This is a genomic window from Candidatus Dormiibacterota bacterium, from assembly GCA_035544955.1.
Taxonomy (GTDB): Bacteria; Chloroflexota; Dormibacteria; order CF-121; family CF-121; genus CF-13.
Genome location: DASZZN010000012.1, coordinates 129,869 through 153,196, shown reverse-complemented (window position 1 = coordinate 153,196; position 23,328 = coordinate 129,869). Strand labels below are relative to the sequence as shown.

Below are 23,328 nucleotides of genomic sequence, written 5' to 3'. Positions count from 1 at the left end.
CCCAGCTTGAGGCGCGCCGCGGATTTCCGCTATGCCGCACGTCACAAGTGGCGGGTTTAGGCCGCGTTGTGGACGACGTGGAGCCGCTTCGGGCGGACGAAGCCGCTGTCGGGGTGCGGATCGAAAAAGCTGAGGGGCACGGCGTTGCCGGTCGACTCGAGCGTTTCCATCATCTTCGGGATGGCCCCGGTGGCGGTCAGCATCCCAGTGACCTTCCCGTTCTCGTATCCGGATTGTTTGTAGACGAAGATGTCCTGGAGGGAGATCTGGTCTCCCTCGATCCCCGTCACCTCCGAAATGTAGGTGATCTTGCGCGAGCCGTCCCGCAATCGGTTCTGCTGAATGATGATGTTGATTGCCGAGGCGATCTGTTCCCGGATGGCGCGGGAGGGGAGTTCCATGCCAGCCATCAATACCAGCGTCTCGAGTCGAGAGATCGTGTCTCGAGGCGTGTTCGAGTGGACTGTAGTCAACGAGCCATCATGGCCGGTGTTCATGGCCTGGAGCATGTCCAGCGCCTCGCCGCTACGAACCTCGCCGACGACGATCCGGTCGGGCCGCATTCGGAGGGTGTTGATGACGAGGTCGCGGATGCTGACCCCACCTTTACCTTCCACGTTGGTCGGCCGCGACTCGAGGTTGATGACGTGAATCTGGCGCAGCTGCAACTCCGCGGCATCCTCGACGGTGATGATGCGTTCGTCGCTTGGGATGAAGCCGGAGAGCACGTTGAGCGTAGTGGTCTTTCCTGAGGAGCCACCGCCGGCCACGATGATGTTCATGCGGGCATTGACGCAAGCCTTGAGGAAGGTCGCCATCTCCTGCGTCAACGTGTTGTTCCGGATCAAATCCTCGATCTGGAGTGGGTCCTTTCGCATCTTGCGGATGGTCATCGACGCGCCCTTCACGGCCAGCGGGGGGATGATGACGTTGACGCGGGAACCGTCGGGAAGGCGAGCATCAACCATCGGCGAGCTTTCGTCGACGCGGCGGCCGACGCCGGTGACGATGCGCGAGATGATCTGCATCAGGTGGGCGTCGCTGTCGAACTTGATGGCCGCGCGCTGCATCTTGTTGCCGCGCTCGATATAGACCTTGAAGGGGCCGTTGACCATGATGTCGGAGATCGTCTCGTCGGCGAGCAAGATGTCGAGCGGACCGAAGCCGAGGATATCGGCCAGTAGCGCTCCCAACAGCTGCGCACGAGTCTGAGTGGTGAGGGTGACCCGGCGGGCGCTCAGGTAGGCGTCGAGGACCTCGGTTGCCCGCTGGCTGATCGCTTCTTTGTCGAGCTCATTGGCGCGCTCGCCCAGCTCGCCGATGATCCGGTCGTGGACGGCGGCCTTGATCCGGTGAAGCCGCTCGGCCTCGGGCAGGTCGTTGAGGTTGGCGTTGGCGGGCATCGCCACCGCCGCCTCGATCGAGCCGGTGGCGGGCTTGGCCGCCGCGACCCGCTGGGCCAGGGTGGGGGCCGGAGCAGGCGTGGGTGTGGCAACGGGACGTGGGGTCGGGGCGACCGGTCGCGGCTGAGCCGGGGGCACCGGCTGGGCCGGGCGCGCGACCGGAGGAGCGGGACGGGCCGGGGGCGCGACCGGTGCGCTCCTCGGAGCGGGCGGGGGCTGGGGAGGCGCGGCGGGGGGCTGGACGGCCCTGGCGGGTGGTTTCGGGGGTGTGGGGGATCCGGGCTCGCCCTGGGACTTTTGAATACGTTCGAGCAGCGACAAGCGGTCCTTACCCCCAGTTCGTTCGAATTCGGCGAACTGCGCCCGATGCTACGGAGCGTGCCTTACGAACCAGACTGCGCGGGGGTAACAGGGCCATGGCACCGCTGCCACAGCTACTGACAGTGACGGTGACTTCGAATACGCAGGAAATACGAGCCGGATTGCGATTTGCAGGAAGGCAACATCTTAATTTAGGAGGTCAGACATGTCGCTATCCAAAATCCTGCTGATCGCCGCCCTGATCTGCTTCATCCTCGATGCGATCGCGGGCCGGATGAAGTTCAAGGCACCGTTCGGCTTGCTGCCGGGCGGCCTCGCCTTCTGGGTCGCGTCGCTGCTTTTCTGAGTTAGAGGAAGCCGAGCTCCATCTTGGCGTCGTCGCTCATCATGTCGGCGCTCCAGGGCGGTGAGTAGACGAGTTCGACCGTACACGCGTTGACACCCGGGACTTCTTCGACCTTCGTTTTGACCTCGTCGAAGAGGTCCTGGGCCCAGGGGCAGCCGATCGCGGTCAGCGTCATCTTGATCAGCACGTTCCCCTCATCGATGCCCACGTCGTAGACCAGCCCCAGCGACATGATGTCGAGCCCGATCTCAGGATCGCGACAAGTGGCGAGTTGGGCGTCGATCTGCTGGCGAAGATCGCCCGACGCCGGCGCCTGGGTCGTTTCCATGGTGTCCGCCATAGCTCTGATCTTAGTCCTCGACCTCGACGTAGACATCCCCGTTCTGGATCGTTACCGGGTAGGTCTTCGCCGGGATGACCGCTGGGAGGCCCGTGACCTGGCCGGTACGGACGTCGAAGCGCGAGCCGTGTCGCGGGCATTCGACCGACATCTCCCAGAGCTCCCCCTCACAGAGCGAATACTCCTCGTGGGTGCAGGTGTCCCCGATCGCATAGAAGTTGTCGTCTTCGGCGTGGATGAGGCAGATCGGTTCGCCCTCGACCTCGACGCGCATCATCGACTCCTTCGGCAGCTCGCCGGTGGAGGCGACCCGCTGCCGGGCCACGCTATTCGATCCGAGCGGCCAGTTCCTGCTCGACCGCCTCGCGAACCTGGGCGACCGGAAGTCGATCGAGGACCTCGCCGAGGAACCCCTGCACCAGCATCCGCTCGGCGATGGGGTGCGGGATGCCCCGACTCTCGAGATAGAAGAGGTGCTCCGGGTCGACCGGCCCCACGGTCGCGCCATGGCTGCAGCGCAGGATGTCGTTGTTCAGGATCTCGAGAATGGGCTCCGAGGTCGCCTTCGCCTTCTCGGAGAGCAGCAGGTTGCGGTTGGCCTGGTTGGAGGAGCTGCCCCGCGCCTCCGGCTCGACGCGAACCACCCCGACATACGTACTCCTCGCCCGATCGCGCAGCGCCCCCTTGAACAGCAGGTCCGAGGTGGTGTGCGGTCCGACGTGATCCTGCAGCGTCCGAAAATCAAACACCTGGTCACCGGTGCCAAAGAAGAGGCCCTTCATATCGGCGCTCGAGCCGGGCCCTTCCAGAATGGCCTCGACCCGCATCCGCGCCATCTGACCGCCGAGCGCGACGTCCACCACTTTCAAATGGGAGTCGCGGCCGAGCTGGAAGCGTTGATTGGCGAACTGCCAGGTCTTGACGCTCCAGTGCTGCAACGCGACATACCCGACATCCGCGCCCTCCTCGAGGAAGATCTCGACGGACCCGCTGGCGAGCGCCGTTTCCTGGCGATCCGCGCTCAGGAACTCGTCGACGTACTGAAAGCGCGAGCCTTTTCCGGCGACGACCAGCGAGTGGGGCAAGACGGCTGCGCCTGAGCCCGCCGACCAGAACTGGCTGACGAGCGGGTCGTCGATCGTCACGCCGTCGGGGACGTAGAGGAAGCTCCCGCCGCTGAACAGCGCGGCATGCAGTGCGGAGAACTTGTCCCGCTCGGGCTTGACCCCGGTGAAGAGGTAGCGCTGCACCAGCTCGGGATGGACGCGTGCGGCCTCGGCGAGCGGCATAAGGATCACACCCTGTCGAGCGAGCTCCGGCGAGAGCGACACGACCGCCGGCGAGGTTCCCCGCTGCCGAAGCGTCGCTCCAACGTTCTCGATCGCGCTAGCCGGCGCCGTCCCGTTGGGCTGCTGGAAGGGCGCGTAGGCGTCCAGGTCGAGACCTTTCAGATCGACCTGCCGCCAATCCTCCTGGCGCTTGGTGTCGGGCACCGCCAGCCCCTCGTAGATCCCGAAGGAATGCAGCCGGCGGGCGCGCAGCCAGTCTGGTTCACGGTGAAGAGCGCTGAGCTCTTCAACCGCAATCTTCGAAAAGGCCACTAACCGACCGAGCCGATCATCTCGAGCTGGATCAGGCGATTCAGCTCGACGGCATACTCGATGGGGAGTTCCTTGGTGAACGGCTCGATGAAGCCGTTGACGATCATCGTCTCCGCCTCGGCCTTGGTGATCCCGCGGCTCTGCAGGTAGAAGAGCTGCTCGTCGGAGACTTTGCTGACGGTCGCCTCGTGGCCGATCCGGACCTGGGGCTCGTCGACCTCGGTCGTCGGATAGGTATCCGACCGCGACTCGTCGTCGAGCAGCAGCGCGTCGCAGCGAACGAAGGACTTCGAATTCTTGGCGCCGGGGTAGACCTTCACGAGCCCGCGGTAGGACGTCCGGCCGCCGTTCTTCGAGATCGACTTCGAGACGATGTTCGAGCTCGTGTTGGGCGCCACGTGGACGGCCTTGCCACCGGCATCCTGGTGCTGGCCCTTGCCGGCGAAGGCGACGCTGAGCACATCGCCCTTCGCGCCCGGCTCCATCAGGTAGATGGAGGGGTACTTCATCGTGATCTGCGAGCCCAGGTTGCCGTCGACCCATTCCATGGTCGCGTCGCCGTAGGCGACCGCGCGCTTGGTGACCAGGTTGTAGACGTTGGTCGACCAGTTCTGGACGGTGGTGTAGCGGCAGCGGGCACCCCGCTTGACGATGATCTCGACCACGGCGGAGTGCAGCGAGTCGGTGGTGTAGATGGGCGCCGTGCATCCTTCGATGTAGTGGACGAAGCTGTCCTCGTCGCAGATGATCAGGGTCCGCTCGAACTGGCCCATGTTTTCGGCGTTGATCCTGAAGTAGGCCTGCAGCGGGATTTCGACCTTGACGCCCTTGGGCACGTAGATGAACGATCCGCCGGACCAGACGGCGCTGTTCAGCGCCGCCATCTTGTTGTCACCAGGCGGGATGATCGTCCCGAAGTACTGCTTGAAGAGGTCGGGATAGTCGCGCAGCGCGCTGTCAGTGTCGGTGAAGATGACGCCCTTCGCCTCGAGCTCCTTGTGGAGCGAGTGATAGACGACTTCCGACTCGTACTGCGCCGCCACGCCGGCGAGAAACTTGCGCTCCGCCTGGGGTACCCCGAGGCGGTCGAAGGTGTTCTTGATGTCGGCCGGCACGTCCTCCCAGGTCTTGCCCTGCTTCTCGGTCGACTTCAGGTAGTAGTAGATGTTCTGGAAGTCGATCATCGATAGGTCGGCGCCCCAGGTGGGCATTTCCTTCTTGTCCCAGATCTTGAGCGCACGCAGCCGGAAGGTCGTCATCCACTCGGGTTCGTTCTTCATCCAGGAGATCTCTTTAACCACCTCGGGGCTCAGGCCCCGCTTGGCCTTGAAGACGAACTTCTCCGGGTCGAAGAAGCCGTACTTTTCCTTGTAGTTGTCACCGACATCGATCCGCGGGATGACGGTTGCCATTACTTTGCCTCCAGGGTCGCAGGCGCCTTTGCCGGCTCCTTGACCCACTCCGAATAGCCTTTAGCCTCCAACCAGTCGGCCAGCTCCGGGCCACCGGAGCGGACGAATTCACCATTCACGAGCACGTGGACGTAGTCCGGCTTGATGAACTTGAGAACGCGAGTGTAGTGGGTGATGATCAGCACGCCCAGCTCGGGACCGCGCATGCGGTTGACGGCGTCGCTCACGAACTTGATGGAGTCGATGTCGAGTCCGGAGTCGGTCTCATCGAGGATCGCGATCTCCGGCTTCAGCACCGCCATCTGCAGGATCTCGGCGCGCTTCTTCTCGCCGCCTGAGAATCCCTCATTAACGTAGCGAGAGAGGAAGGAGTCGTCCATGCGCAGCACAGACATCTCGTCCTTGAGCAGCGCGCGAAACTCCTTGACGTTGATCGCCTTGGATTTGTCCTTGCCGTCGTAACCGCGCTTCGCATTGATCGCCGTCCGCAGGAAGTTCGTCATCGTGATCCCGGGGACGACCACCGGGTACTGCAGGGCGAGGAACATGCCGAGCTTTGCCCGTTCCTCGGGCTGCAGCGTCAGGATGTTCTTGCCTTTGAACAGCACCTCGCCGCTGATGACTTTGTAGTTCGGGTGCCCCATCAGGGTGTGCGATAGCGTGCTCTTGCCCGAGCCGTTCGGGCCCATCACGGCGTGCACCTCGCCCTTGTTGACCGAGAGCGACACGCCTTTGAGGATCTCGCGACCCTCGACGCTGACCCGAAGGTCCTTGATCTCGAAATCAGCCATCCCAATTGTCAGTCTACCCGTGGATTCCGTATTCAAAGCCAATTCAGTCCTCCTCCTCGTGCGAATCGCCGTTGAGCGCAACCCGGAGCGTGTTGACGGAGAGCGTGGCGCACTTCATGCGGGCCGGGCTGATCGGGATGCCCAGCTCGTCGAGGAGATCCCTCGTGGGGAAGGCCTTGAGCTCCTGCACGGGCTTGCCGACGATCATGTCGGTCAGCATCGACGCAGACGCCTGGCTGATCGCGCAACCCCGGCCGCGAAACCGCACATCCCCCACCCGGCCGTCGTCCAGCTTGAGGTAGAGGGTGATGACGTCGCCGCAGAGCGGGTTGTCGCCCTCCTGGGTGATGTCGGCGTCCTTGATCTCCCCGAAGTGATGCGGGTTCTTGTAATGCTCGAGGATCTGCTCCCGGTAGAGATCGTCCATATCTTTACGCGAACACCTTTTGCGCCTTCTGAATTCCGTCGACCAGCTGGTCGACCTCGTCGGCGCGGTTGTAGATGTAGAAGCTCGCGCGCGTGGTGGCGGGCACTCCAAGCCGGTCCATCAGCGGCTGGGTGCAGTGGTGACCGGCCCGAACCGCGATCCCTTCCCGGTCGACCAGCGTCGCCAGGTCGTGGGGGTGGATGTTGGACAGCGTGAAGGAGACGGCGCCTCCATGCAGCTCGGGATCGCGCGGCCCGTAAAGCGTGATCCCAGGGATATCCTGCAGCCGTTCCATCGCGTAGTCGATGAGGGTTCGCTCGTGGGCACGCACGGCGTCCATCCCGAACCCGCTGAGGTAATCGACAGCCGCCCCCAGGCCGATGCCCTCGGCAACACTCGGGGTGCCAGCCTCGAATTTCCACGGCAGGTCGTTCCAGCTGGCCTCTTTGAGGCTGACCCGCTTGATCATGTCCCCACCGCCGAGGAAGGGGGGCATGGCCTCGAGCAGCGCCCGGCGGGCCCAGAGGACGCCGATCCCGGTTGGCCCGCACATCTTGTGGCTGCTGAAGGCATAGAAGTCCACGCCCAGGTCCCGGACATCGACCGGCATGTGCGGCACCGCCTGGGCGCCGTCGATCAGGACCAGCGCGCCGGCCCGGTGGGCCGCCTCGACGATCGCCTTGATCGGATTGATCGTCCCCAGCGTGTTGGACTGGTGCGTGATCGCCAGCAGCCTGATTCCCTCGAGCTTGCGCTCCAGGTCCTCGAGCTGCAGCAACCCCTGATCGTCGATGCACAGGAACTCGAGCGTGGCCCCAACCTCCTTGGCGAGGAGCTGCCAGGGGACGAGGTTGCTGTGGTGCTCCATCTCGGTAAGCAGGATGCGGTCGGCGGCGCGAACATTCGCACGGCCCCAGCTGTAGCGCACGAGGTTGATCGCCTCCGTCGTGTTGCGGGTGAAGATTACTTCCTTTGGCGAGGCGGCGTTGATGAAGGTCGCCACCCGTTGCCGCGCCGACTCGTAGGCCGCGGTCGCCTCCTCACTGATGGTGTAGACGCCCCGATGCGGATTGGCGTTGTAGCGACGGTAGTAGTCATCCATTGCGTCGATTACTGCGGCCGGTTTCTGCGAGGTGGCCGCGCTGTCCAGGTAGACCAGGGGCTTGCCGTGGATTCGGCGGGCCAGAATGGGAAAGTCCTCGCGAACCTTCTCGACGTTGAGCGCCCGGGCCTCGATCATGCCGGCTGGGCCTCCTTCATCAGGTCGGCCACGGTAACGGACTCCAGGGTCGAGGTGATCGTTCCCTGCAGCCGCTCCCAGAAGGCATGCGCCGAGCAGGGCGTATCGGCATGCGTACACTCGCCTGGCCCACCACCTTCCGACAGGCAGCTCACCGGGGCGAGCGATCCCTCGAGATGGCGAACGATATCCGCCATCGAGATGGTGGCGGGACGGCGGGAAAGCGCATAGCCACCCTTGACGCCCATCCGGCTGGTCACGAGTCCGGCGCGGCGAAGCTGGCCGGCGATCTGCTCCAGGTAGGAGGGCGGGAGGCCCTCCAGCTCGGCGAGCTCCGCCAGCGAGATGGGCCCGTGGCCGTAGCCGCGCCCCAGGCGCACCATCACGCGGATTCCGTATTCAGACCGAGTGGAGAATCTCATGGATCTCCGACTGGAGTAGTCGGACATCTCGAAGTATAGACGAGCGGGGCTTGCGCCGGCGAACGTTCCCGTAACGTATCGGCGTGACCCCGCCGCTGGACAAGGCGTCCTTTCGCCACGCGATGGGCCACTTCGCCAGCGGCGTCACGGTCATGACCACCACCGCCGCCGGCCGGATGCACGGCATGACGGTCAGCGCCTTCGCCTCACAGTCGCTGGACCCGCTGCTCATCCTGGTGTCCGTCGAGCGGTCGACCGTCATGCATCAGCTCGTCGCGCAGAGCGGCGCCTTCGCCATCAACATCCTGGACGAGCACGGCGAGGGCACCGCCCGCTTCTTCGCGGACAACGCCCGGCTCGACGGCCCGGAGTTCAGGGAAGGCACCTATCAGATGGGCGAAACCGGTTCACCCATCTTGGACGAGGCGACCGGCTACCTCGAGGCAACCGTGGACCGAACGCTCGACGCAGGCGATCACACGATCATCGTCGGTCGCGTGGTTGCCTTGAAGATCGTGCGCGACACGGCGCCGCTGATCTACTACCGAAGCGGCTACCGCGGGCTCGCCTAATCTTCCAGCAGCTCGGTCAGCTTGCCCTGGAACGCCGCCAGGCGCTGGTGGGCGTCGAGCACTTCGTCGTGGGTCAGCGGGTCGCCGTCGATCTCGTCGGCGTCACGCGGTGAGGGGGCGGCTACGCGGGTAACTTCTTCCACAGCATTGACGATCGACCCGGCGAACTCGACGTGGAGGAAGAACGAGTCACGGCAGCGGCCGCAGGTGACTTGCACGATCAGCTTGTTGTTGTGGTTGCCGATCTTGCGGAGTTGCGAGCCCTTATGGTTGCTGCCGCACACCCGGCAGCGATAATTCCGCGCCTGGGACCGCAGGAACTCCAGGATGGGGTCTTCCATCGTCGCTGCGCCCAGTATAAGCGCGGCTAGCCGGGGTCTTCCGGTCGGGCGATGCAGTTCGGGATGCGGGGCGAGACGAGCGCCAGGCGGCGACGAGCACCGCAGCGAGCGCATCCGTCGATGCGTGAGCGAGGAGCGCAGGAGCCAACGCCGCGATCGGCCGCATCCGCGCCCGAAATGCAAGCCTGAGCCGGGAGACCCCGGCTTAGGCGCATCATTGATGGCGGAATCGTGGCGAAACCGTTGATCCTGCTTACCAATGACGACGGCATCTATGCCGCGGGAATCCTGGCGGCATGGCAGGAGCTGCGCAAGATCGGCGACGTCGAGGTGGTCGCGCCGGACGCCGAGCGCAGCGCTGTCGGGCACGCGATCACACTGCTCCTTCCGCTTCGCGCCAAGGAGGTCGTTCGGCGCAACGTGCGCTTCGGCTACGCGGTCAACGGTATGCCGGCCGATTGCGTGAAGATCGCGGTCAAGGCGATCCTACCGCGGCCACCGGACCTGGTGGTCTCCGGCATCAACCTAGGTGCCAACACGGGAACCAACGTCATCTATTCGGGAACGGTCAGCGCCGCGACCGAGGCGCGCATTCTCGGAATCCCGTCGATCGCGGTGTCGCTGGCCACCTTCACTCACCCCGATTTCGCGTACGCGGCCCGCTTCACCCGCAAGCTCGCGCTCGTCGTGATTGCCAAAGGCCTGCCCGACAAGACCCTGTTGAACGTCAATGTGCCGAACATTCCCGAGGCCAAGATCAAGGGCGTCGCGATCACGCGTCAGGGCGACTCACGCGTCGAGGAGCGGTTCGAGAAACGCACCGATCCCCGAAACCAGACCTACTACTGGCTGGACGGCACCTTCAAGCTCCAGGAACTGGAAGAGCACGCCGACGCCAAGATGGTCAACGAGGGGTACGTGTCGATCACGCCGGTGCAATATGACCTGACCGCTTACCCGGCGATCGACCTACTAGAACACTGGAACCTCCAGCCCTAGCGAACCGGATTCCTCAAGACGCCGACCCGCTCGACCTCAGCCTCCATCACGTCGCCCGGCTTGAGGTATTCAGGTGGTTTGCGGCCGTCGCCAACACCTTGCGGAGTCCCGGTCGAGATGCAGTCTCCGGGTTCGAGCGTCATCCCTGCGGACAGATCCGCGATGATCCGCGCCACCGAGAAGATCATGTCGCTGGTGTTGCTGTCTTGCTTGGCGACCCCATTGACCGACAGTTGCAGGCGCAAACGTTGCGGGTCAGGAATCTCGTCGGCGGTGACGATCACCGGACCCATTGGGCAGGTGCCGTCGAGGGACTTGCCCTTGAACCACTGGGATGTCCGGTACTGGAGGTCGCGCGCCGAGACGTCGTTGAAAACGGTGTAGCCAAAGACGTGATCGAGGGCACGCGCCTCAGGGATGTCCAAACCCCCCAGTCCGATGACGACGCCGAGCTCGACCTCCCAGTCCAGCCGTGTGGTCAGCCCCTGCGGGAATGGAATCGGCTCGCCTGGGCCGATGACCGTCGTTGGCGGCTTGGTGAAGTAGATCGGCGCGGTCGGAGCCGGGTTCCCCGACTCGGCGGCGTGGGCCGCATAGTTTTGGCCAAGACAGAAGACATCCTTTATCGGCCGCAGGATCGGCGCGTGGCGCTGGACGCGGTCGGCGAGATAGGCCAGCCCGGCCTCGGCATCCTGCGCCAGGTCGTGGGTGGGGAGCTCGGCCGTAAAGCGCATGCACAGCTCGCGGGCATGCACCCAGGCGTCCGGACCGGCGTCGATCAGGCCCAGCATATCGGCCGGCAGCCGGAGCCCAGTGTGGAGGTGCGAGTAGCGGGCGAGATCGAGCACCGCGCCGCCGCACTCGGCTCCCATCCGCGGCACCCCCGGCTCGACCGAGTACGTACAGAGCCTCACGACGCACCCCCAGCGTAGGCGACCAGCACGGCGTCCAGCTTAATCGAGCGCTAAACGTGACATCCGCCGAGACTTGACACCCCGTGGCCAGACGTTCACTATGAACGCGTTCGGTTTTACAGGGGTTAACCGTTCTTTCGTTTTCCTTGGGAGGGAAATCGCCCAGCGCCCTGGCACGGCAGTCTAATGCTGTCGGCTTATGTCGACGTCCATGGCGCCGCCCCCGCGCGGGCGCCGTACATACCAGTTTTTTCATTATGGGAGGGAGAATTGCGAGCACACAGAACCATCACCTTGGTTGGTGTCCTCTCGCTTGCGGCCGGCGCGCTCTCGGCAACCACGGGCGCGGTACCGGTGGCCGCCCAGGAAAGCCTGGTCGCCCAGGCGGCCCACGGCACGCTCAGGATCCACATGATTCCCACGAGTGATGGCAAGACGAAGGCCTTGCCGACCATCTCGGGGGCGATGGCTCAAGGGATCCGCGACGCATATCTCGAGCAACAGCAGGCAAAGGCTGCGCAGCGCCAGTCATCGCAACCAAGTCAGCAGGAACAGTCGGCCAATCTTGGCATCTCGGCGCAAACCCTTGGCTGCAGCGAGCGCACCTCGAACCGGAACGTCCGCGTCAACCAGGATTGCACCTTCCGCCGGCAAGCCGAAGAGATCATCAAGTACAACCCTGCCGATCCGACCAACCTGATCGCTGGTCAAAACGACAGCCGGATCGGTTACAACCATTGCGGCTTCGACTACTCGCTCAACAGCGGCAAGACCTGGGGCGACGGCTTGCCCCCGTTCTGGCAGAAGGAGAACCATCCCGAACAGCAGGCAGCTGGCCTGGGCGACCCGAATATGCACACCATCCTGGGCGGCCCCGGCAGTGATGCGACGTATGACTTCGCGAGTGACCCGGTCGTCGCGGTGGACTCGCAGGGACGTGCGTTCTTCGGCTGCGTCGTAATCAGCCTGGCGGCTAACGAAGGCGACGGCACCCCGCCCGGGGTTAACGCGACGGGCCTGCTCGTGAGCGCCGCCCCGGCGAACGCCAAGGGGTCCTTCTACAACAACGTACCTGCAGAGACTCGGAAATACGTTGTGGCCGAAGACAACAACGCGGCAATCTTCCATGACAAGCCGTTCATCGCGGCCGACTTCTACAAGAACAGCCCGAACCGGGACAACGTCTACGCGACCTGGACGGTCTTCAAGTCGGATCCCGCGCAGTGCGGCGCGCCACCCGAAGCCAGCCCGTTTGGATGCTCGCCGATTTTCGGCTCAATGTCGACCGACCACGGGCGTACCTGGTCAACTCCGCAGGAGATCAGCGGGGCGGGCGTCGGCTGCGTCGGCTTTACCGGCACGACCTTCATTCCATCACCGTGCAACCAGGACCAGGGATCGGACCCAGTTGTGGTACCGGATGGGACTGGCGCTCTGGTTGTGACCTTCAACAACACAAATACCAGCAGTTTCACGAACCGGCAGTTGGCCGTGCGCTGCCAGCCAAGCGGGAGCTCACCCGCCGGCACCGCGCACCTGAACTGCGGCGCGCCGACGGTGGTCGGTCTCGACTATCAGGCTGGTGAGCCGCTCTGCAACTTTGGACGCGGTCCGGAAGAGTGCATCCCCGGCCCGTTCATTCGTACCAACGACTTCCCGCGTATCGCGGTGAATCGGGACAATGGCCATTTGTTCGTCACGTGGCAGGACTACCGCACGGGCGAGTTCGACATCCACCTCTCGGAGTCGACGGACGGCGGCACAACCTGGACCGAGGCGGGGCCACCCGTGAACCCGGACAGCGGCAAGGACCATTACTTCCCGGCGATCGACACGGCGTCGAGCCCAACCGGCTCGGGCGGCGAGGCGAACGGCGAAGGCAACCATGGCGACGGCGCCGATCGGGTCGGCGTCAGCTACTACCGCACCGACCGAATCCCCAACGAGAACAGCCCGACGGTCTTCGCACCCGGACAGCCGGGGGTCCAGCAGGAGAATTCGGATTACGCGCTGGCCGGGGGCCAGGGCCTCAACACGCCGTACGCGTTTACCGTGGTTTCTCCCAGGTTCCCACCGCCGGATGGGAATCAGGCCGGTTTCAATGGCGACTACAGCGGCCTGACGATCGTTAACACGACGGCGCATCCGATCTGGTCTGACACACGAAACACTTCACCGTACCCGCTGAGCAGTCAGGACTACCAGGGAGTCGTCCATGACGAAGATGTCTTCACAATCGCCGTGCCCGTCCCGGACGGCCACGGTCAACAGACCGGCGACTAGTCCGCGATAGAGGAGAGGGCGCCCACCGCCCTCTCCTTTGCGACCACCGGGAGATAGGCAACCAATGCTGCGGAGGAATAAATGAAGCATCGATACTTGCGACTTCTCAGCGCTCTTCCACTTGCCGGCGTGTTGCTGTGGCAACCGGCGGCGACCAGCCTTCCCGTGCAGGCTGGTATGTACGCCAAGATGACGGCTCTGCAAAAACGGGTTCTCTCCAGCATTGGAACGCTGGCACTGGCAGGAACGCTGAACCCGAATGTCCAGCCTGGGGGCAACGATGCCGGAGCCTCGGAAGAAAGCCCCACGGTGGGCCCCAGCAGTTACTCCGCCGCCAACGGCGCCGGAGGGCGACCAGCCAACTACTTCCCATCGAGCAGCCCGGGCTGCCCGTCAGGCTCCTCCGGTGAGGGAGACAACGGCAAGGGCAACATCAAGGTCAACCCCGATTGTCAAAACCTGACCGACGCCGATCTGCAGGGACGTGGCCAGGCCCAGAACGAGACAACAATCGCGGCGGACCCCAATAACCCGAACCATCTCGTCGCCTTCTACAACAACTACCTGCGCGGTGACGGCGGCTGCATCGGCGCGTTCAGCCTCGATGGAGGGCGCACCTGGGGGTACTCGATCATTCCCAGCTCCTTCACTCGTGGCGGGGCGTTTGGCGCTGCGCGCCAGTACTGGGAGGCCGGCGGCGACCCATCGGTCGCGTGGGATACCCAGGGCAACGCCTACATGACCTGCCAGGTATTTCAGCGCGGGCCCTCGACGACGGCGGTCACCGATGCGTCGAGCGCCATCTACGTGTATCGGTCCACGAAGAATGCCGGCGCCTCGTGGAACTTCCCGGGCCATCCCGTCATCGAAACCGCCGACCTGGCCGGAACGAACCCGGTCACGGGTACGGGCGCCCCCAATGGCAAGCCGTTCCAGGACAAGCCGTACATGACCGTTGACAACCATGTCGGGAGCCCCTTCCAGGACCGCGTATACGTCGCCTACACCGAGTTCACCTCGGCGGGGACCGCGATCATTTACTCGTCGTTCTCCAACGACTACGGTCAGAACTTCAGCAACCGGGTGGCGGCCGTCACGACATCGAGCCTCTGCCCTATCTCCGTTGGAAACCCGGGGACGTGCGACGTCCAAAGCTTCGCTAATCCGTTCACAGGACCAGACGGTGCATACTACATCGCGTTCTCCAACTTCAACAACGCTGTGAGCGGCGGCGACAACCGCAACCAGGTGTTGCTGGTCAAGTCCACCGATGGCGGACAGACCTTCGGTCCCCCGGTCAAGGTGTCCGACTACTACGATCTCCCGGATTGCTTCGCCTACCAGCACAAAGATGCCGGGCGGGCGTGTGTTCCGGAAAAGGGCGCCACGACCAACTCGTACTTCCGCGCGGGGAGCTACCCGACGGGTAGCGTCAACCCCAACAAGCCAAATGAGATTGCGGTGACGTTCGGTTCGTACATCAACCGCAATTCCAATGAGAGCAATGGCTGCATTCCCGCCGGATTCAGTCCGTTCGGCAACAACCTCTACATCGGAGTCAAGACGCCGGGCGCCTGCAACAATGACATCCTGCTCAGCGTGTCGGAGAATGGCGGCGCGACCTTCACCGGCACCACGACAGATCCGCGGGCATTGCCGAGCGTGACCAACAAGCCGAAGCAGCGCGCGACCGACCAGTGGTTTCAGTGGCAGGAGTTCACGAAGACCGGCAAGCTGGCTGTTTCCTACTACGACCGGCAGTATGGGAATGACGAGATGACCGGCTATTCGGACGTGAGCCTGTCCGGGACGTCCAACATCGCGTGCGCCGCCGACGTTTCGAACACCGACCAGCAGTGCTTCGGAACGATCCGCGCCACGTCCGCGTCGATGCCTCCGCCGACGCAATTCAGCGGGGTATTCTTCGGCGACTACGCCGGGCTCGCCGCCTTCCAGGAGACGGCCCTGCCGCTGTGGAGCGACACCCGCAACCCGGAGTTGTTCCTCTGCCCAGGTACCGCAACGCCGGGCAACCCGCCGCAGATCTGCACCGGGAGCGCGACGAATGCCCCGCGCGCCAACGATCAGGACATCTACACCGCGATCCTCCGAATCCCGAACGGGCCGGGGGAGGACCAGGGTGGTGGAGGTGGCGACTAGGCACAACTGACCCGCGATAAACAAAGAGGGCGCCCGACGGCGCCCTCTTTCGTTTGTTCAGCGGGATCTACTGGACGGCGCACGCCGGCAGTGGCAGGCGCTTGCCTCCGGCACTGTTCCTTGTGCCGGCTCCGGTGCTCGCCGGGAATCCGTCGGAGCAACGGTCGTGCCCTATCGCGGACGGCGTCGTGGCGTTCGTCGTCGGCGACTGCCCCTGGGTCACCGGAACCGTTCCGCCCCTGTGAACGGGCGGATTCGGACGGCTCAGGTCGTCTCCGGCAACGGTGGTGCCGGCATTCGCCCCGGTGTCGACCCGAACGGTACCCGAGCTCGAAATCGATTTGACCTGCGAACCGGAAATGGTCGCCGTGCCGCAGGCCGCGGTGACAAGTGCGACCGCGACCAGGAGTACTCGTAGCTTGTTCATCGCAACAGGTATAACGCAACGCGCCACTCTGACTGACGGTTTGGACGCAGCGTAACCGTGGCCGATCTGCTACCGACTGGCGACTTGTGCTGTAAGAAGCCCGCCGAGCGGGTCGAGCCCGCAGGCATCGCGCAAGGCGCGCTCGATATAGACCTTGCTCATGCGCTTCCGCCAGTAGTGGCTCAGGTCGGTATTGTCGAGCGGTCGCGACGGCTTGTCGGCGGCATTGGCCACATCCGCGATCAGGTCGTCGGCCGGACGCTTTCCGTGAAGCGGTTTGAGGAAGGCCGTGATGTCAACCGGATGCGAGCCGACCGCGCCCAGCGCCCCGCGGGCCTCGCGTACCACGCCCTCATCCCACGCGATCGCGACCGCGACGCCGAGGATGGGAAAGTCAAAGGCGGGCCGCCGGCGCAGCTTCCAGTAGGCGCTGGTCATCCGACCCTCCACGGCGGGCAGCTCGACCGCGGTGATGATTTCATCGGCCGTCTTCGTCGTGTAATCGATGCCGTCGTCCTTATACAAGTCGGCGGACGGGATGCGCCGAGTCCCCTTGACGCCGCGCAGCGTGATATGCGCGTTCAGCGCCAGCGCAGCCGGTGCGCTGTCAGACGACGACACGGCCCAGCAGCGCGGCGAGCTGCGCGCGACCAGGCAGATGTCGCCGTCCTTCTTCATGCAAAAACCGACTGCCTTCCGCCAGGAGTAGGTCTGGTTGTAGTAGTTGCAGCGAGGATCGACCAGCAGGTTGCCCCCCAGCGTGCCCATGTAGCGCACCTGGGGCGTCGAGACCGACCCGCAGGCCTGGGCCAGCGCGCGAAACGGGCCGGCGAGCAGATCATGCTGGGCCAGCGCATCGAGCGTCGCGCCGCCACCGATCGTGACGCCGTGTTTGACATCGCCCTCGACCCGACGGCCGTCTGGCAGCGCATTGAGGCTGATCAGCGTGGTGACGTCGAACTGGCGCCGCTTCAGGTTGGGCACCAGGTCGGTCCCGCCGGCGATGAACATCGCGCCCGGGTTCTGCGCCGCGAGCTCCGTCGCCTCCGCGATCGATCGCGGACGGAGGTACTGCAGTCGGGGCAGGCGCAGCATCTACTTTCCCTTCCACTCCTCAGGGACGTCGGACTTGATCAGTGCCGGGAACTCGAAGTCGGGCGTCGACTTGGGCCCGACGCGCTTGCTCTTGTCGCTCATGGCCTTGAGGACCTTGTCCGGCGTGATCGGCACCTCGTCGATGCGGACGCCGAGCGCGTTGTAGACGGCGTTGGCCACCGCTGGGATGACCGGGAGCAGCGGCCCCTGTCCCGCCTCCTTGGCACCGAACGGTCCCTCGCGATCGATGGTCTCGACCAGGTAGGTGTGCATCACCGGCGCCTCCAGCGCGGTCGGGCTCTTGTACTCGAGCAACGAGGGGAACTTGTGCAGGCCAAGCCGAAAGGTCTGCTCTTCCATCAGCGCCTCACCTAACGCCATGTACACGCTGCCCTCGACCTGGCCTACCACCAGCACCGGATTGATGGCGCGACCGATATCGTGGGCGACCCAGACCTCGGGCACGCGGACCTCGCCGGTCTTGACGTCGCAGTCGACCTCGACGACGGCCGCGGAGAAGGAGTAGGCGGGGCTGGGCCCGACCCCGGATCCCTTGTAGGGACCGGCCAGCTTGGGCGGCGTATAGCTGCCGGTCGCCGTGACCACGCCACCCTGCGCCTCCGCGAGCTGGACCGCCTGCGCGAACGGCACGCCTTCCTCCGGCCGGTTTCGCCGAAAGACACGGTGATCGCGCGCCACCAGCTCGTCCACATCGCACTGCAGGGCTTTGGCCGCCGCCTCGAACAACTGGGCTCGCACCTTCTCAGCCGCGGCTTTCGCCGCGTTCCCCGCCATGAAGGTGACGCGCGAGGAGTAGCTGCCCAGGTCGATCGGCGTCAGATCGGTATCGGCGGTCATGAGCTGGATGTCCTCCAGCCCGACACCGAGAACCTCGGCCACGATCGCGGCCAGGATGTGGTCCGATCCCTGGCCGATGTCGATCGCGCCACAGAGCAGGGCCACGCCGCCGTTGCGGTCGAGCTTGAGCTGCACCTCGGAGTGCGGCATATCGTTCCAGTAGATGGCGGTCCCGGCGCCGCTGAGGTAGGAGCTGACCGCAAAGCCGAGACCGCGGCCGTGCGGCATGGACCCGCGACGCTCCAGGAATCCCGAGCCCTCGACAACCTTATTAATGCATGCCTCCAAGCCGATGCTCGTGATCCGCAGCCAGTTGACCGTGCGCGAGTCCGCTGAGGGCAGGTTGCGGCGCCGGAGTTCGACCGGATCGAGACCAAGCTCTTCCGCCACTTTGTCGAAATGGGTCTCGAGGGCGAATCGCGGTTGCGGTGTGCCGTGCCCTCGCTTGGGGCCACACGGAGGCTTGTTCGTGAACAGTCGGACACCCTCGAATCGATATCGCGGAATGGCATAGGTGGTCGCCTGGAGGGCGCCGGTGTAATAGGTGCTGGCCACGCCATAGCTGCCGTAGCCGCCGCCGTCGAGGAAGCTGCGGAATTGCATGGCCGTGATGCGTCCATCGTTCGTGAGGCCGGTCTTGACCTTCATCAGGACGGGATGGCGCCCCCGGTGCGCGTAGAAGACTTCCTCGCGGGTGAGCGTGATCTTGACCGGCCGCCCGGTGACGATCGCCAGCTTGGCGGCCACCAGCTCGTGAGAAAAGATGTCGCTTTTGCCACCGAATCCGCCCCCATTGGGGGTGGCGATGACGCGGATGCGGCTCATCGGCAGCTCCAGCACTTTGCCCAGGGCGCGGTGCACGTAATGCGGCGTCTGCGACGACGTCCAGAGCGTGAGCCTGCCGTCCGCCGCACACTGGGCGACGGCCGCATGCTGCTCCATGGGCAGATGGGTGTTGCCCTCGAAGAAGACCACGTCCTCCCGGACATGTGCCGCGCTGCGCATCGCTTCGTCGGTGTCGCCAAACTCGAGCGCCACGGCCTTGTGCACATTCGAGGTGCCGTGGATCGGCTCGCCAGCGCCGCTAATGGCCTCGTCGATCGACATGAACTGCGGCAGCTTCTGAAACTGCACCTCGATCAGCTCGAGCGCCTCGTCGGCGATCCACTCGTCGGTGGCCGCGACGGCCGCGATGGGATCGCCGACGTAGCGGACCTTCTCGCGGGCGAGCGCTTCCTCATCCTGGCTCACCGGCAGGATGCCGAACTTGATCGGCAGGTCGTCACCGGTGAGCACCGCCAGCACGCCGGGAAGCGCCCGAGCCCGGGCGGTGTCGACGCGCAGGATTCGCGCGTGCGGGTGCGGGCTGCGAAGGATCCGGCCGAAGAGCATCCGTGGCAGCGCCAGGTCGTCGGCGAACTTGGTTTGCCCGCTCACCTTGGCGAAGGCGTCAGGCTTCGTCAGCGACTTGCCGACGATGGTGAGTTCCTCAGCCACGGCGCTTCTGTCTCGATGCGGCCAGTTCGACGGCCTCGAAGATCTTCAGGTAACCGGTGCAGCGGCAGAGCACACCGGAGAGGGCTTCCTTGATGGCGTCGCGTGTCGGCTGCGGGTTTCGATCGAGCAGGGCCCTGGCCGTGAGCAGCATCGCCGGCGTGCAGTACCCGCACTGCGCGGCGCCCAGCTCGGCAAAGGCGACCTGGAGCGGATGCGGCTCACTCCCGTTCGCCATGCCCTCCACAGTGATGATCTCGCGACCCTCGAGGTCGAGCGGCATCGCCAGGCAGGAGAGGAACGGCCGGCCGTCGACGAGGACGCCACAGGTGGAGCATTCGCCCAGTTCGCAGCCGTGCTTGGTGCCGGTCAGTCCCAGGTCTTCGCGCAGGACTTCGAGCAGTGTCTTGTAGGGCGGCACCATGACCGCCACATCCTCGCCGTTGACGCGCAGGCGCACGGCGACCCGGTCGGCGATCGTCACGTCCCTACTGTCTCAAATGAGCAGGCGCGGCAGCTGGATGTCGACCCGGCGCGGCGGGGCCGGCTCCGGAGGTTCGACCATGGCCGTGCGGACGCACTCCTGCGGCGACACCTCCGGCTGCAAGCCGCTGAAGATCGGGAAACGCAGCTGGCCGTTGCCATCCCACTCGCTGAACTTGACGGCGACGACGAGACGCGGCTCGATCCAGCAGATCCGATCATCCCACCAGCGGGCGTCCTCCGGCGGCGACGCGCTGGGCAGGGCATCGAGTGCCTTGCGCATCCGCCTGGAAGCGGCCGCGTCGAAGCCACCCACGACCCGTCCGGCCGGGTGAAATTGCCGGCCGTCGTAGGTGGCGACGATGAGGGCCTCGAGCAGGTGGTCGCCGGCCTGCGGAGTGAAGCCGATGACGGCAAAATCCTGGCGGCGCACCGCCTCGATCAGCAGCCAGTCCGGGTGGCGCTGGCCCGCGCGGTAGGGGCTGTCGAACCGCTTCGCGACCACGCCGCCAAGTCCGTTCTCTTTGGCCGCCTCGAAAAAGGCGAGGCCGTCCTCGGCAACCGGTTCGACGACGTAGATGCGTCCCTTCGAGGGGATCGACTGGTACACCTTCGGTCGCCGTCTGACCAGCGGCTCCTTCATCAACGACTTGCCGCGCATGTAGAGCAGGTCGTACACGACATACGTGGCCGGGTGCGCGGCGGCCGCTCGGGCGATGGCCTCCGGACGCACCGCCTGCTGACGCGCCTCGAGTGCCACGCTGTCGGGCCGGCCGTCCTCATCGGTCACGATCAACTCACCGTCGACGATCGTTTCCGGAGGGCCCAACGCCGCGAGCGCTTGGACCTCCGGGTAGCGAGCGGTGAGGTCGCGAAGGTCGCGGCCCCAGAGCCGAACCTGTCCGCCATCAATAGAGGCCAGCGCTCGGACGCCGTCCCAGGCGACCTCGAACGCATACTCCCGCGAATCGAACGGGCCGGCGGCGGGCATCGGGAGCATCGGACGCAGCCGATCCGGCAACGCGCGCTGGAAGGGCAGGTCGAGCTCTACCGTTTGGGACCGCGCCGGCACTTTAGCGGACTGTACTACGCCGGGTCAGGCCGTGCGACGTTTGGCAGCCGGGCGGGCCGCCGACGTTTTTGCGGCCACCTTGACCTTGGCCGCGCGACTCGCGGCGGGCTTCTCCGCCGCCTTCTTCTTCCCCTGCTTGGTCGCCTCCACCGAGGCCTTCAGCGCGGCCATCAGGTCCATCACGCGCGGCTCCTGCGCGGCGACCGGGGCCGTCACTTTGAGACCCTTCATCTTTTGATCGACGATCTGCTGGAAGGCGGCCTTGTAGTCATCGGTGTAGCGCTCCGGCTGGAATGTGTCCGTCAGGTTGTCGATCAGGGAGGTCGCCATCTTGACCTCCTTGTCGCTGATCTTGACGTTCTGCGGGAGGTTCAGCTCTTCCGTTGATCGAATCTCGTCGGGCCAGTTCAGCGTGTTGCAGAGCAGCGTGTTGCCCTCGACCTGGATCAACGACAGATGCTCGCGGTCGCGAAGCGCGATTTTCGCGACGGCGACCTTGTTCGTATCCTCGAGGGCGCGCTTGAGGAGGTAGAAGGGCTTGACCCCGACGTCCTCGGGCTCGAGGTAGTACGCGGATTTGATATACAGCCCGAGCGGCACCTCGTTGCGCTCGACGAACTCGACGATGTCGATCGTCCTGGTGGTTTTGAGCGGCAGCTTGTCGAGATCTTCCTCGTCGATCAGGACAAACTGGCTCTTTCCGACCTCGTAACCCTTGAGCACCTCGTTGAAGGCGACCACGTGGTCATCGGTCGGACAATGCCGTTGCTGCTTGATGGGGAGCTGGCAGTGCGGGCACAACTGTCGGAACGAGACGGCGCTGTGCGCCTCGGTGGCGAGGTACATGCGGACCGGGATCGCCACCATCCCGAAGCTGATCGCGCCCCGCCACATGGACCGGGCCATAGATGAGGTCTCCTTTTCCTTGGGTTGCCCGGATTATACCGCCGCGTGGCCGGGAGATCGAAAAGATGTTCGGACGGCCGCGTCCAGCCGCTGCGCGTACAGCGGACCCAGCGCCTCGTGCTTGAAGTAGGCATACACGTCGCGACCGCCCTCCAGATACCCGGCAATCCGGCCCACCCAGGCCGTGATCCGCTGCGTCGAGTAGGTTTCCCGCCGCAACCGAAGGTAGACGAAGGCGCCCCGGCCCAGCGGCCCCGGCTGCTCCTCGCCATCGCCGTGGACGAGCGAGGCCCCCAACCCTTCGAGCAGGGCGGCGACCTCCTCCGTGTGCCAGGAGGGGTGGCGGAACTGAAAGGCGACCCGCCATTGAGGTGGAAGGAGGGCGAAGATGCGCTGGATACGGCCCTCATCGAAGGGCGCCGTCGGCGGCAGCTGAAAGAGGACCGGGCCCAACCGATCGCCAAAGGCGCCTGCCTCCTCCGCCAGAAGCGCAACCGCCTGCTCGAGGTTCGGCATGCGCCGGTTGTGGGTGATGCGGCGGTGTGCCTTGACCGCGAAGCGGAAGGGCGGCGCAACGCTCGAGACCCAGGCGGCGATGACGTCCGCCGGCTGGGTCCGGTAGAAGGTCGTGTTGACCTCGACCGTCCCGAGCTGCTGGGCGTAGTAGCCGAGCATGTCGGCCGACTTGATGCGCCGGGGATAGAACCGTCCCCGCCATCCCGAGTAGGAAAACCCCGACGTGCCGACGAAGAACTGGGCCACGCCCGGGGGACTAAGTATTGGGGACGCCTTTGATCAGGCCCATGAACTCGGCGCGCGTCTTTGAGTCCGTCTGGAAGATGCCCAGCACGCAGCTGGTGAAGACCCGGCTGTTCTGCTTCTCGACGCCGCGCATCTTCATGCACAGGTGATCGGCTTCGACGACCACGCCCACCCCGACCGGCTCCAGGTATTTCTGCAGGCACTCCGCGATCTGACGCGTCATTCGCTCCTGGACCTGCAGGCGCCGGCCGTACAGCTCGACCAGCCGGGGCAGCTTGCTGAGTCCGACCAGGCGGCCCTTGGGGATGTATCCGATGTGTACCCGCCCGAAGAAGGGCAGCAGGTGATGCTCGCAGAGCGAGTACATTTCGATGTCCTTCACGACGATCATGTCCTTGTAGGCCTCGGTGAAGGTGGCGCCGCCGAAGACGTCCTCCAGGGTCATGCGATAGCCGCGGGTCAAGAACTCGAGGCTTTCCTTCACCCGCTCGGGCGTATCGCGAAGTCCCTCGCGGGAGGGGTCCTCGCCGAGCAGGAGGAGCTGGTGGCGGATGAGCGCCTCCATCGACACTACGTCATTCGGTTGATCAGCCGCCTGTGCCATGGCTCCATTATGCGGAGCGAGTGGGGCGCCCAAATTGTCTCCCCGCTTTTCCACG

General features: G+C 64.9%; 24 protein-coding genes. 5 read left to right on the top strand and 19 right to left on the bottom strand.

Annotated elements, in window-relative coordinates; all coding sequences use genetic code 11:
• Positions 1–56 precede the first annotated feature (56 nt).
• Positions 57–1,403, bottom strand: coding sequence for a CpaF family protein (locus VHK65_04780; protein HVS05464.1), 1,347 nt, complete (start codon positions 1,401–1,403; stop codon positions 57–59).
• Positions 1,404–1,929: 526 nt separating this feature from the next.
• Between VHK65_04780 and VHK65_04775 the strand changes: the two genes are divergently transcribed.
• A complete protein-coding gene (locus VHK65_04775; GenBank protein HVS05463.1) occupies positions 1,930–2,070 on the top strand; it encodes a hypothetical protein in 141 nt (46 codons plus the stop codon).
• 1 nt (position 2,071) lies between these two features.
• Here VHK65_04775 and VHK65_04770 read toward each other — a convergent pair whose 3' ends face one another.
• The 8 genes from VHK65_04770 to VHK65_04735 are packed head-to-tail and all read right to left on the bottom strand — an operon-like array spanning position 2,072 to position 8,303.
• Positions 2,072–2,410, bottom strand: a complete 339-nt coding sequence (locus VHK65_04770) for an iron-sulfur cluster assembly protein (GenBank protein HVS05462.1) — start codon at positions 2,408–2,410, stop codon at positions 2,072–2,074.
• Positions 2,411–2,420: 10 nt separating this feature from the next.
• Positions 2,421–2,735: a non-heme iron oxygenase ferredoxin subunit gene (locus tag VHK65_04765; protein HVS05461.1), complete on the bottom strand. Its 315-nt coding sequence runs from the start codon at positions 2,733–2,735 to the stop codon at positions 2,421–2,423.
• A 1-nt stretch (position 2,736) separates the two neighbouring features.
• Positions 2,737–4,011 (bottom strand): Fe-S cluster assembly protein SufD, encoded by a 1,275-nt coding sequence (gene sufD / locus VHK65_04760; protein ID HVS05460.1) that lies wholly within the window; start codon positions 4,009–4,011, stop codon positions 2,737–2,739.
• The gene (gene sufB / locus VHK65_04755; GenBank protein HVS05459.1) at positions 4,011–5,423 is read right to left on the bottom strand and encodes a Fe-S cluster assembly protein SufB; all 1,413 of its coding nucleotides are present in this window, start codon (positions 5,421–5,423) and stop codon (positions 4,011–4,013) included. The genes sufD and sufB overlap by 1 nt, the downstream gene beginning before the upstream one ends.
• Positions 5,423–6,214 (bottom strand): Fe-S cluster assembly ATPase SufC, encoded by a 792-nt coding sequence (gene sufC, locus VHK65_04750; protein HVS05458.1) that lies wholly within the window; start codon positions 6,212–6,214, stop codon positions 5,423–5,425. The genes sufB and sufC overlap by 1 nt, the downstream gene beginning before the upstream one ends.
• Positions 6,215–6,257: 43 nt before the next feature.
• Entirely contained in the window at positions 6,258–6,641 is a 384-nt protein-coding gene (locus VHK65_04745; GenBank protein HVS05457.1) for an SUF system NifU family Fe-S cluster assembly protein, read from the bottom strand.
• Between the two features lie 4 nt (positions 6,642–6,645).
• Entirely contained in the window at positions 6,646–7,881 is a 1,236-nt protein-coding gene (locus tag VHK65_04740; protein ID HVS05456.1) for a cysteine desulfurase, read from the bottom strand.
• Positions 7,878–8,303 (bottom strand): Rrf2 family transcriptional regulator, encoded by a 426-nt coding sequence (locus VHK65_04735; protein HVS05455.1) that lies wholly within the window; start codon positions 8,301–8,303, stop codon positions 7,878–7,880. The genes VHK65_04740 and VHK65_04735 overlap by 4 nt, the downstream gene beginning before the upstream one ends.
• A gap of 83 nt (positions 8,304–8,386) precedes the next feature.
• On the opposite strand from VHK65_04735, the gene VHK65_04730 reads away from it, so the two are divergent.
• On the top strand, positions 8,387–8,875 hold the full coding sequence (locus VHK65_04730) for a flavin reductase family protein (protein ID HVS05454.1): 489 nt from the start codon (positions 8,387–8,389) through the stop codon (positions 8,873–8,875).
• Here VHK65_04730 and VHK65_04725 read toward each other — a convergent pair.
• On the bottom strand, positions 8,872–9,216 hold the full coding sequence (locus VHK65_04725) for a hypothetical protein (protein HVS05453.1): 345 nt from the start codon (positions 9,214–9,216) through the stop codon (positions 8,872–8,874). The two genes, VHK65_04730 and VHK65_04725, sit on opposite strands and share 4 nt — an antisense overlap.
• A gap of 231 nt (positions 9,217–9,447) precedes the next feature.
• Between VHK65_04725 and surE the strand changes: the two genes are divergently transcribed.
• Entirely contained in the window at positions 9,448–10,215 is a 768-nt protein-coding gene (surE, locus tag VHK65_04720) for a 5'/3'-nucleotidase SurE (GenBank protein ID HVS05452.1), read from the top strand.
• Here surE and VHK65_04715 read toward each other — a convergent pair.
• Positions 10,212–11,129, bottom strand: coding sequence for a fumarylacetoacetate hydrolase family protein (locus VHK65_04715; GenBank protein HVS05451.1), 918 nt, complete (start codon positions 11,127–11,129; stop codon positions 10,212–10,214). The two genes, surE and VHK65_04715, sit on opposite strands and share 4 nt — an antisense overlap.
• A 270-nt stretch (positions 11,130–11,399) precedes the next feature.
• Here VHK65_04715 and VHK65_04710 point away from each other — a divergent pair, with 270 nt between their 5' ends.
• Together VHK65_04710 and VHK65_04705 are read left to right on the top strand one after the other, a co-directional pair.
• The gene (locus VHK65_04710; protein ID HVS05450.1) at positions 11,400–13,412 is read left to right on the top strand and encodes a hypothetical protein; all 2,013 of its coding nucleotides are present in this window, start codon (positions 11,400–11,402) and stop codon (positions 13,410–13,412) included.
• 81 nt (positions 13,413–13,493) lie between these two features.
• Positions 13,494–15,572: a sialidase family protein gene (locus VHK65_04705; protein ID HVS05449.1), complete on the top strand. Its 2,079-nt coding sequence runs from the start codon at positions 13,494–13,496 to the stop codon at positions 15,570–15,572.
• A 67-nt stretch (positions 15,573–15,639) separates the two neighbouring features.
• On the opposite strand, the gene VHK65_04700 is transcribed toward VHK65_04705, so the two are convergent.
• From VHK65_04700 to folE, 8 genes are all read right to left on the bottom strand, one after another.
• Entirely contained in the window at positions 15,640–15,999 is a 360-nt protein-coding gene (locus tag VHK65_04700; GenBank protein HVS05448.1) for a hypothetical protein, read from the bottom strand.
• A 69-nt stretch (positions 16,000–16,068) separates the two neighbouring features.
• Positions 16,069–17,094: an FAD binding domain-containing protein gene (locus VHK65_04695; protein ID HVS05447.1), complete on the bottom strand. Its 1,026-nt coding sequence runs from the start codon at positions 17,092–17,094 to the stop codon at positions 16,069–16,071.
• A complete protein-coding gene (locus VHK65_04690; protein HVS05446.1) occupies positions 17,095–19,449 on the bottom strand; it encodes a molybdopterin cofactor-binding domain-containing protein in 2,355 nt (784 codons plus the stop codon).
• A complete protein-coding gene (locus VHK65_04685; protein HVS05445.1) occupies positions 19,442–19,930 on the bottom strand; it encodes a (2Fe-2S)-binding protein in 489 nt (162 codons plus the stop codon). Before VHK65_04685 ends, VHK65_04690 begins: the two co-directional genes overlap by 8 nt.
• Before the next feature lie 12 nt (positions 19,931–19,942).
• Positions 19,943–21,001, bottom strand: a complete 1,059-nt coding sequence (locus VHK65_04680) for a hypothetical protein (protein ID HVS05444.1) — start codon at positions 20,999–21,001, stop codon at positions 19,943–19,945.
• A gap of 24 nt (positions 21,002–21,025) precedes the next feature.
• Complete coding sequence (locus tag VHK65_04675) at positions 21,026–21,907, bottom strand: Ku protein (protein ID HVS05443.1); 882 nt, start codon at positions 21,905–21,907, stop codon at positions 21,026–21,028.
• Between the two features lie 33 nt (positions 21,908–21,940).
• On the bottom strand, positions 21,941–22,669 hold the full coding sequence (locus tag VHK65_04670; GenBank protein HVS05442.1) for a DUF72 domain-containing protein: 729 nt from the start codon (positions 22,667–22,669) through the stop codon (positions 21,941–21,943).
• Between the two features lie 10 nt (positions 22,670–22,679).
• Positions 22,680–23,234 carry a GTP cyclohydrolase I FolE gene (gene folE, locus VHK65_04665; GenBank protein ID HVS05441.1) on the bottom strand — a complete coding sequence of 185 codons (555 nt, stop codon included), beginning with the start codon at positions 23,232–23,234 and terminating at the stop codon, positions 22,680–22,682.
• Positions 23,235–23,328: the final 94 nt, after the last annotated feature.